The following is a 9,243-nucleotide window of genomic DNA, read 5'->3' on the forward strand; positions in this document are numbered from 1 at the left end:
GACTGAATCAACTCGACGGGCGAAAGCCTCTGGCCTTTCTTCGCATGCGTGGCCACCCCGGCCACGCATGGAGAGAGCCCATGAGGCATACGGACCCCGAGTACCGCCGCGAAGAAGACGACATGTGCGTCGTCTGTGGCATCACATGCGAGGAGGCCGACGACGAAGACGGGTGCGGTTGGGCAGGACCGTCGTTGTGCGGCAAGTGCTGTCGCGCGCTCTACTTTGACGAGGGCGTCTACGACAGCCTCAGCCCGGTCGCGACAGAGTGCCTGTACGACTGGCTGGGTGACCTCGTCGCCGGTGGGCCGGCCATGCAGGAAGCATTCGAACGCGACCTTCCGTTCGCCATCATGCTGTATGAGCGCGGGGCGCACTTCGACGAAGCGGACGCGCGCCAGGCGTTCAACGGAATCGCGAAGCGGTATCTCGAACTCCGCGCGATCCCGCCTAGCAAGCGGGACTGGTATGACGACCCGACGCAGATCCTCGGCGACATTTTCTCAGACGAATGGCGTGCGGTGCGTAAGTTGATCCTTGCAGCGCACCGCATCAGGAAGATGCACAACATCAATCTGCTGTAACCGATGAAGCGCCCAAATACTGGACGCTCCAGGGGCACAAGGCCCCGCTATTCCTCCCCTCCAGCCTCCATCGCGCGCCCGAGCCGGATCTCCTCCGGCACGGCGGGTGTCGCCGCCATCCTCTCGCGGATCTCCTCCAGCGAGGCCGGCCGGTAGCCACATCGGTCCACGCCCACGTCGCAGCTTTGAGAGGTGTCCGGCACGATTGCGCGCATCCGGCGCGAGTTCTTCACCCGCGGTCGCTCGATCAAGGACATCGTCCGCGATCTGCACGTCTCGCGCAACACGGTCCGGAAGGTCATTCGGTCGGGGGCCACCGCCTTCGCCTACGAGCGTGAGGTGCAGCCTCTGCCCAAGCTCGGGCCGTGGCGCGAAGATCTCGATCGGATGTTGACCACCAACGCCGGCAGGTCAGCCCGCGAGCAACTAACGCCGATCCGGATCTACGAGGTGCTGCGCGGACTCGGCTAGAGCCGCCACTGTATTAAGCCATCGCGACGTCTCCCTCATCGTCCGCCTGCCGACCTACAGGCCCACAAGAGCAGGGGCCTGCCCGTCGTGCACGACCGAACAGCCGACATGCTAACTCCTGACCCATAGCAGGCTTTCAATTGTGCCGACCCAGATGTCCGCTCGTTACGAAGAAGCGGACCTGTCTGCGGCGGCCATGACATCAGCAGGTTGGGGCAAATTGACGAACGTCTCCGAGCCTGCGACGAGAGCCGCGTCCGCCGTGGGATAAAGGCTTGGCGCCATCGGGACTCGCGCAACTCACGGCTAGTGATAGGCAGTCGATCTGAGCGGGTCGCATGCCCTGAACGGCCTCGTTTCCTTGGTTCCACGTGCGTAGGAACCTGACGGCCCAGGTGTATTGACCACCTACATCTGGTGCGAGGCGCCGCCGGAGCGCCGCGAGACGTATGTGCTGGTGCCGAAGGCCTTCGTCCGCTCTAGTTCACTCGTGGGGCACAAGCCCCACGGGGCGCCGAATCGATGCCAGACCACAATCCGCTGCTGAGGAAGCTCGCCGCCCTGTCGCCGTTATCGGACGAGGACCGACGCCACTTGGCGCAGGTCGCCGCCCACCCCGTCGCGGTCCCCGCCAGGACGGACTTGATCCGCGAGGGTGACACGCCGCGGGGCGTGTTCCTCGTCCTCGAAGGCATGGCTTGCCGCTACAAGATCCTGCCGGACGGAACCCGGCAGGTGCTCGCCTTCCTCATCCCTGGCGACTTGTGCGACTTAGACGTCTCCTTGCTCAACGCGATGGACCACGCCATCGGCACGCTGTCCCCCTGTTGCGTGGCGCACATCCCGACCCGGACGGTGGGGGACCTGCTCGACGGCCATCCCGGCATCGCCCGGGCCATGCGCCTCGCTGCCCTGGTCGAGGCCGCGACGGCGCGGCAGTGGCTCGTGAACGTCGGCCGGCGCTCCTGCGAGCGGCGCCTCGCCCACATCCTGTGCGAGATGCTGGTGCGGCTCCGGTCCGTGGGGCTGGCCTCCGACGTGGGGTACGACCTCCTACTCACGCAGGTCGACCTCGCCGACGCGACCGGGATGACGTCCGTCCACGTCAACCGGTCCCTGCAGTCGCTGCGGAAACGGGGGCTGATCGAGATCCGGGGCCGCCGCGTCGTCATCCCGGACTTGGCAGCCCTGGAGGCGGCGGCTGATTTCGACTCGGGATACCTGCACCGCGCTACGCCCGACCCCCGACCGGACCCCGGGCTGCGCGGAACTGCCCTCCCGGACGCCGCCGCCCTCCGGGATGCAGTCCCGCCCGAGGCAAGGGCCTAGCCGTCCGGCGTCAGCGCTCCCCACCCCCGAGCACCAGCCGCAGCGAGCGAGCGAGCTCGTCGCGGCGGTAGGGCTTGTTGAGCACCGGGAGCTCGCCGCGCCCGATGACCTGCCCCTCGTCGAGGTTGGCCACGTAGCCCGAGGTGAGCAGCACCTTGACGCCGGGCCGGAGCCGCTGCGCCTCGACCGCGAGCTGCGACCCGTTCATGCCGCCGGGCATCACCACGTCCGAGAACAGGATGTCGATACGCTTCACACCCGTGAGGTGCCCCAGCGCCTCGGCGGCGTTGCGGGCGACGACGACCCGGTAGCGCAGTTCCTCCAGGCTCTCGGTCGCCATGGCGAGCACCTGCTCGTCGTCCTCGACCAGCAGCACCGTCTCGCCCTCGCCGGCGCGGCGCAACGGGATGGCCGCGGCCGGGCCCGTGCCGACCTCCTCGCCCGCAGGGTCGGCCGAGCGCGGGAAGTACAGGCTCACCGTCGTGCCTGCACCGACCACGGAATCGATGTGAGCGAACCCTCCGGCGCTGCGCGTGAAGCCGTAGACCTGGCTCAATCCGAGCCCGGTGCCCTTGCCCACTTCCTTGGTGGTGAAGAACGGCTCGAACACGCGCTGGAGCTTGTCGGGCGGGATGCCGCTCCCGGTGTCGGTCACCGAGACCACGATGTAGGGCCCGGGCGGCACGCCCCTGTCGGCGACGGCCGCCGTGTCGAGGCGGGCGTTGCGGCTCGTCATTGCGATGCGGGCGTGCCCGTCCCGCCCCTCCATCGCGTCGCGCGCGTTCACGATCAGGTTCAGCACCGCCGCCTCGAACTGCGCCGGGTCGATGCGGATCGGATCGAGGGCCGGGTCGAGGTCGAAGGCGAGCTCGACGGCCCCGCCCGCCGCGCGCTCGGCCAGCGGCTTGAAGTCGAGCAGCAGCCGGTTCGGGTTGAGGGTCTGGGGCCGCAGCATCTGCCGGCGCGAGAAGGCCAGGAGCTGCTGGGTCAGCTGCTCGCCGCGACGGGCCGCCCCCATGGCCGCCTCGGCCAGGCGCTTGACGCGGTCGACCTGCTCGGGCCGGCGCAGCATCATGTCGAGGCCGCCGACGATGACGGTGAGCAGGTTGTTGAAGTCGTGCGCCACGCCGCCGGTCAACTGACCGATGGCCTCCATCTTCTGGGCCTGGCGCAGCGCCTCCTCGGTGAGCCGCTGGTCGCTCCGATCCATCAGGATGCCGGCGATGCGCAAGGGCGCGCCGGAGGCGTCGCGCTTGATCCGGCCCTGCAGGGCGATCCACCGGATGGCCCCGTCGACGCGCCGGACGCGGCATTCGAGGTCGAGCGCGTTGGTCTCCAAGGTCGCCGCGAAAGCGCGCTCGGCGATGCCGCGGTCCTCCTCGACGATGTGGTCGAGGAGGACCTGCCGGTCCCAGGCGGGCCCTTCACCCGCGTAGCCGAAGACGGCGTCGTAGCGCGGCGAGCGACGCGAAACTCCGGTGACGTAGTCGAGGTCCCACGAGGCCATGCCGGCGGCGTCGAGCGCGAAGGCCAGGGTCTCGTGAGCGGCCTCGACCTCGCGCGTCCGCTCGGCCACGCGCCGCTCCAGGTCCTCGTTGGAGCGTCGGAGCTGCTCCTGGGCGCGCTCGCGTTCCAGGAGGTACTCGCGGGCCTGGTACTGGCGGCGGCGCGCCCGCAGGGCCGAGGCCGCGGCGCTCGCCAGCGTCTCGGCGTTCACCGGGCGCTCCAGCAGGACGACGTTGCCGAGCCGTGCGAGCAGGCGCGCGGCGCGCTCCGGGCGGCGCCCGGCCTGGCGCGTCGCCAGCACGATGAAGGGGAAGTCCGACCACGCCGGCTGAGCGTCCAGCCAAGCGAACAGGGCATCCAGGTCGCCGTCCAGCGCCTCCTCGGTGACGAGCGCCGCGCCGGCGCCGGCAGCCAACCCGTCCAGCAACGCCGCCATGTCCGGGCACGGCTCGGTCCCCGTGCCCGCCTGGGCGAGCACCTGCCCCGTGACGGCAGCGTCGCGTCCGCGCGGCGCGAGGATGAGGACGCGCTCCTCGTCCGCGATGGAAACGCTCACGCCTCGTCGCCCGGAACCGCCTGGCCCGTCAGCATCGCGACCTCGCCCCGGTAGGCCGGCAGGCCGGTGAGCACGCCTTCGAAGTCGGAGAGCGCCTTGCCGACCTGCATGCCGCCCCCGGAGAAGCGCAACTCGCGGATGGTGCGCTCGTGCGCGTTGACCCGGCTTTTCACCACCGAGAGCGCCGTGCGGATCTGACCCTTGGCCTCGAAGAAGCGGAACAGCAGGATGCAGTCGCTCAGGTAGCTCAGGTCGACGTCCGTGCGGACCTCGCCAATGACCCCGTGCTGGCCGAGCACCAGCAGCGTGGTGACACCCTGCTGGTTCAGGTAGCTCAGGAGTTCGTGCATCTGCAGGATGAGGTACTCCTCGCCCGGCATCGCGTGCAGGTAGGCGTTCAAGCTGTCGATGACCACGAAGGCCGACCCGCGCTCCTCGACCGCATGCCTGGCCATCGTCGCGAACTCGCCCGGCGAGACCTCGGCCGGGTCGATCTGCGTGATGGTCAGCCGGCCGGCCTCGACGTGCGGCCGCAGGTCCATGCCCAGCGTGGCGCAGCGGGCCATCAGCGTCGCCAGCCCCTCGTCGAACAGGTAGTAGGTCGCGCTCTCGCCGCGCTCCAGCGCCGCCACCATGAAGCGGACCGCGGTGGTTGTCTTGCCGACGCCCGAGGGCCCGAGCAGCAGGGTGTTGGTCCCGGGCACGAGGCCGCCGCCGAGCAGCAGGTCGAGCTCGGCCGATCCGGTGGACTTGCCCGCCGGGTCGAAGTCGGCGTGGTGCTCGGCCGCCACCAGGCGCGGGAATACCTGGATGCCGCCGGTCTCCAGCACCAAGTCGTGGTAGCCGCCGCGGAACTTGATGCCGCGCATCTTCACGATGCGCAGGCGGCGGCGTTCGGAGCCGTACTCGCGCGGCATCTGGTCCAGCGACACCACCCCGTGGGCGATGCTGTGGAGCTGGACGTCGCCGGTCTCCGAGGTCTTGTCGTCCAGCATCAGCACCGTGCAGGCGCGCTTGGCGAAGAAGCGCTTGAGGGCCAGGATCTGGCGCCGGTAGCGCAGGGGGTTCTGTGCCAGAAGCCGCAGCTCGGACAGGCTGTCGAACACCACCCGGTCGGGTTTGGTCTTGTCGACCCGGGCGATGACCTCGCGCACCGTCTCGCCGAGCTCGATCTCGGACGGGTGCAGGATCGACTGCTCGCCGTCCGGGTCCAGGCCGTCCTCGTCGACGAGTTCGTGGACGTTGATGCCGTCGAGGGCCCAGCCGTGGGTCGCCGCGGCGGCGCGAAGCTCCTCCGTGGTCTCGGACAGGGTGACGTAAAGGGCGCGCTCGCCGCGGGCCATGCCCTCCCGCAGGTACTGCAGCGCCAGCGTCGTCTTGCCGGTCCCAGGCGTGCCCTCCAGCAGGTAGAGCCGGCTTGGCGTCAGGCCCCCGCAGAGCACGTCGTCCAGGCCGGGCACCCCGGTCGAGATCCTCGCCCCCTCCGCGGGGGGCGTGCTGGGCGTCGCGTCGGTCATCGGCTCGGTCGGTCTCTGCGGCGGGGGGGCAGCCCGGCCGGTACGGTAGCGGTCGGCCAAGCCCTTGTCAGCGCCCGCGCCGCCGCATGGTGGGGATCCCGGGAAGCGTAACGCGTCACGGGTGGCGTCCCCCGTTACGCGGCTCCCGCGGAGTCGACCTTCAGACGGAACGAGGGGTCCTCGGCGGCATTGCCTCCTGAACCAGGGAGACGCGCGATGACAGGCAAGAGCCTCAAGGCAGGCGACAAAGTGAAGTGGGACAGCGCCGGCGGTACGACCCAGGGCACGGTCGTCAAGAAGGAGACCGGCACGACCAAGGTGAAGGGCCACACCGCCAAGGCGTCCAAGGCCGAGCCCCAGTACCGCGTGAAAAGTGCTAAGTCCGGCAAGGAGGCCGTGCACAAGGCCGACGAACTCAAGAAGGCGTGACGCGCGTCCGCACCGCCTGGGCGCGACGGCCTCACGTCATCCTGGAGAGCGCGTCCTCACCATTGAACCTGCGATGCAGGAAGGCCATGGCGACGTGGCCGACCAGCACCGCTAGGAGCGTGAAGGCCAGCCAGTGATGGAGCAGGTCGCCTGGAGCGACCATCCAGGCGACCTTGTCGTCGCGTCCGGGCATCAACAGGATGCCGTAGGGCGTGAACGGCTTGCCCGACCCGTACTGCCGCAGCAGCGCGATGCCCGGCACGATGACCATCAGCGCGTAGATGAGAAGGTGGCCGGCCACGGCGGCACGGCCCAGGCGCCCCGGATGCGGCGGGCGCCGGGTTAGGTTCGCCAGTCCCCAGGCCCCGCGCAGCAGCACGAGCGCGAACAGGGTGAAGCCCAGGGTGAAGTGGCTGCCGCCGACCAAACGCGTCACCGCGTTGTCGCCGGTAGCGACGTAGAGCAGGGCGCCGGCGAACTGCCAGGCGAAGAGCGCCGCCATCAGCCAGTGGAAGCCGCGGCTGACGCGGCCGTAGCGCCGCGGCGTGTCGAACCACCCGTCCCCGGTGGGGACCGCGTCGCCGCCACCGGGCATGCTCATGCCGCCGCCCCGTCCCACAGGTCCCCAGCCCTGCCGCCGGCGCGAAGGATCTCCTCGGCGGCCGCGGTGAGGGCCCGGTCCGGTCCGGGCTGGCGCAGGTAGGTGGCGAGGTCGCGCGACAGCCGCTCCAGAGCGTGGGGCCGTAGGAATCCCTGTAGGCCGACCGAGCGCTGGGCCAGCTGCAGCACGTCGAGCCCGGCCCGCTCCACGGCGAGCCGCGCCAGGTTGACGAGGGCGACGACGCGCTCAGGCGGCAGGGCGGGATCGGAGACCGCCTGAGCGGCGCGTTCCACCCAGAGCCGGGCTCCCTCAACCGCGATGGCACCCTCGCCGAGGCGGGCGAGCTGGTGCGGGTCGCCGCCGCGGCCGGTCGCCGCGAGATGCCCCCGCCAAACGTCGAACACGGCCTCGATGCCGCCGAGCTGGACCGCCGCGAAGCGCCACGCGCCTCCCGAGAAATCCGGCTGGCGGAAGTAGTCGTCCGGGCCGCCCAGGATGTCCTCCGCCGCCACCGCGATGCCGGCGAAGTCGAGGGTGCCGGTGGCCGACGCGCGCATGCCGTGGGACCGCCACGCCGACAGGTCGGCCCTGGTCCCAGTCTTCAGCGGCACGACCAGCATCAGGGTCCCGCTCCCACCCGGGCCCCGGCTCGTCACCAAGGCACGGGTGACGTAGCCCGCGCCCGAGGCGAAGGTCTTCACGCCGGCCAGCCGTAGGCCGCCGGCGCCGTCCTCCAGGGTAAGGCCGCCTTCGGGAGGCTCGGTGTTCCAGACGCCGAACAGGTGGCCGTCGCGGGCGTCGGCGAACAGCCGTTCCCGCTGCTCGGGCCCGCCGTAGAGGGCGACGAGTTGCAGCGCGTTGACGTGCCCCTCGTAGAGGCGCCCGAGCGCCAGGCTGCCGTAGCCCACCAGCCGCAGCACCGCGGCAAGCCTGCGGGCGCCCGGCTCCTCACCCAGGCCGGCGCCCCCAGCCATGGACGGGACCGGCGCCGCGAGCAGCCCCAGGCGGGCGAGGTCGGCGACGTCCTCGGCCGGGAAGCCCTGGTCGCGGTCCTGGTCGGCGGCCCGCATGGCCGCCGTCGCCGCCACCTGCCGGGCGGCCGCGACCGCATCGTAGGCAAGGGCCAGCGGGGTTACCTGGTCCATGTTAGTTTGCTCCCCCTGAAGTTACGGCGGAGCTAAGCCCGTCCGGGTGCGTCGATCCTGACATGAGGCACACCTCGGCCGTAGGGCGACATATGGTCGTCGGACCGAAAGCTCGTGCATCGGGGTGGCTGGGCCCGTGTCAAACAGTCTGCCTGAGGAACAGGCTTGGCGCGGCGCTTCCGCCGCAGGGGTGCCCAGGAACGGCGCCATCCTGCCCACGTTGGCCGGCGAACCCACACCGACGAGGAGCCACGAAGGCATGGCCAGCACGGACATCGGCACGATCTACGCGGGCGCGCTGCGCAACACGCGCGCCCTGGAGCGGCAGGGCCTGGAGCAGATGGAGCGCCAACTCTCAGGCCTTGAGCGCTACCCGGACTACGCCGCGGTCCTGCGTCGTCACGTCGAGACCACGAAGGGGCAGATCGCCCGCCTCGACCAGGCGCTGGAGGCCGTCGGGGAGAGCGCCTCGACCCTGAAGGAGACCGCGACCAGCGTCGCCGGCACCATCGGCGCGGCCGTGCACGCCGTGGCGCAGGACGAGACCCTGAAGAACCTCTACGCGGGCTACGCCTACCAGTACGACCAGGTCGCCGCCTACCGCTCGCTCGCTGTCATCGCGGAACGAGCGGGCGAGTCCGACAAGGTCGCTGGCTTCCGCGCGGCAGTCGACGAGGAGACGAAGGCCGCCGAGGAGATCTCAGGGTTGATCGAGCCGGTCACCAAGACCTACCTCGACCTGACGCTCAGCGGTGCGAAGGCGGATAGCTGAGGGGCGGGCGCCATGGACGACCCCATGCCGGTCGCCGTCACCGTAGAGGCGTGCGGGGACAGCCACGAGCGCTTCCGCTGGCACCTGACCGACGCGGATGGCGTGTCCATCTGCGTCTCGCCCGAACCCTTCGCTACGGCGGAGGACGCCGGAGCGGCCGGGCAGGAGGCGCTCGCTGCGTTCGGGGCGGTCGCCGGGGCCTGAGCGCGGGCGAGCCCCGCGGCGGCACGCCGCATCTGCTCACCAGCGTTTCGCCTGTGGATTCGCGCGTCCGTCGCGCTCCATTAAATCGGTCTCAACGGCCTTCGCCCAAGGTGGGGATTCGAACCTACC

The 9,243-nt window shown here is 70.5% G+C and carries 9 protein-coding genes and 1 pseudogene; 6 read left to right on the plus strand and 4 right to left on the minus strand.

Features of this window, described 5'->3' with window-relative positions; all coding sequences use genetic code 11:
• Positions 1-80: 80 nt before the first annotated feature.
• The 3 genes and pseudogenes from MFF56_RS23420 (at position 81) to MFF56_RS23430 (ending at position 2,384) form a co-directional block, all read left to right on the plus strand.
• Positions 81-584, plus strand: a complete 504-nt coding sequence (locus MFF56_RS23420; RefSeq protein ID WP_238231356.1) for a hypothetical protein — start codon at positions 81-83, stop codon at positions 582-584.
• Between the two features lie 192 nt (positions 585-776).
• Positions 777-1,052, plus strand: a pseudogene (locus MFF56_RS23425) (IS21 family transposase); the annotation flags it as partial.
• 525 nt (positions 1,053-1,577) lie between these two features.
• The gene (locus tag MFF56_RS23430; RefSeq protein ID WP_012452090.1) at positions 1,578-2,384 is read left to right on the plus strand and encodes a Crp/Fnr family transcriptional regulator; all 807 of its coding nucleotides are present in this window, start codon (positions 1,578-1,580) and stop codon (positions 2,382-2,384) included.
• A 10-nt stretch (positions 2,385-2,394) separates the two neighbouring features.
• Here the strand turns inward: MFF56_RS23430 and MFF56_RS23435 are convergent, their stop codons facing one another.
• Both MFF56_RS23435 and MFF56_RS23440 read right to left on the minus strand, forming a co-directional pair.
• Positions 2,395-4,446 carry an ATP-binding protein gene (locus MFF56_RS23435; protein WP_238231358.1) on the minus strand — a complete coding sequence of 684 codons (2,052 nt, stop codon included), beginning with the start codon at positions 4,444-4,446 and terminating at the stop codon, positions 2,395-2,397.
• Positions 4,443-5,963 (minus strand): ATPase domain-containing protein, encoded by a 1,521-nt coding sequence (locus MFF56_RS23440; RefSeq protein ID WP_238231360.1) that lies wholly within the window; start codon positions 5,961-5,963, stop codon positions 4,443-4,445. The genes MFF56_RS23435 and MFF56_RS23440 overlap by 4 nt, the downstream gene beginning before the upstream one ends.
• 216 nt (positions 5,964-6,179) lie before the next feature.
• Here MFF56_RS23440 and MFF56_RS23445 point away from each other — a divergent pair, with 216 nt between their 5' ends.
• Positions 6,180-6,392: a hypervirulence associated TUDOR domain-containing protein gene (locus MFF56_RS23445; protein ID WP_012452093.1), complete on the plus strand. Its 213-nt coding sequence runs from the start codon at positions 6,180-6,182 to the stop codon at positions 6,390-6,392.
• A 31-nt stretch (positions 6,393-6,423) separates the two neighbouring features.
• On the opposite strand, the gene MFF56_RS23450 is transcribed toward MFF56_RS23445, so the two are convergent.
• Positions 6,424-6,993 carry a cytochrome b gene (locus tag MFF56_RS23450; protein WP_373324159.1) on the minus strand — a complete coding sequence of 190 codons (570 nt, stop codon included), beginning with the start codon at positions 6,991-6,993 and terminating at the stop codon, positions 6,424-6,426.
• Complete coding sequence (locus tag MFF56_RS23455) at positions 6,990-8,138, minus strand: acyl-CoA dehydrogenase family protein (RefSeq protein ID WP_012452095.1); 1,149 nt, start codon at positions 8,136-8,138, stop codon at positions 6,990-6,992. The genes MFF56_RS23450 and MFF56_RS23455 overlap by 4 nt, the downstream gene beginning before the upstream one ends.
• A 259-nt stretch (positions 8,139-8,397) precedes the next feature.
• On the opposite strand from MFF56_RS23455, the gene MFF56_RS23460 reads away from it, so the two are divergent.
• Both MFF56_RS23460 and MFF56_RS23465 read left to right on the plus strand, forming a co-directional pair.
• Complete coding sequence (locus MFF56_RS23460; protein WP_012452096.1) at positions 8,398-8,910, plus strand: DUF892 family protein; 513 nt, start codon at positions 8,398-8,400, stop codon at positions 8,908-8,910.
• A 12-nt stretch (positions 8,911-8,922) separates the two neighbouring features.
• Positions 8,923-9,114, plus strand: a complete 192-nt coding sequence (locus MFF56_RS23465) for a type 2 periplasmic-binding domain-containing protein (RefSeq protein ID WP_012452097.1) — start codon at positions 8,923-8,925, stop codon at positions 9,112-9,114.
• Positions 9,115-9,243: the final 129 nt, after the last annotated feature.

Origin of the sequence: Methylobacterium hispanicum (assembly GCF_022179285.1) — a bacterium.
In the GTDB taxonomy this organism is placed as follows: domain Bacteria; phylum Pseudomonadota; class Alphaproteobacteria; order Rhizobiales; family Beijerinckiaceae; genus Methylobacterium; species Methylobacterium hispanicum.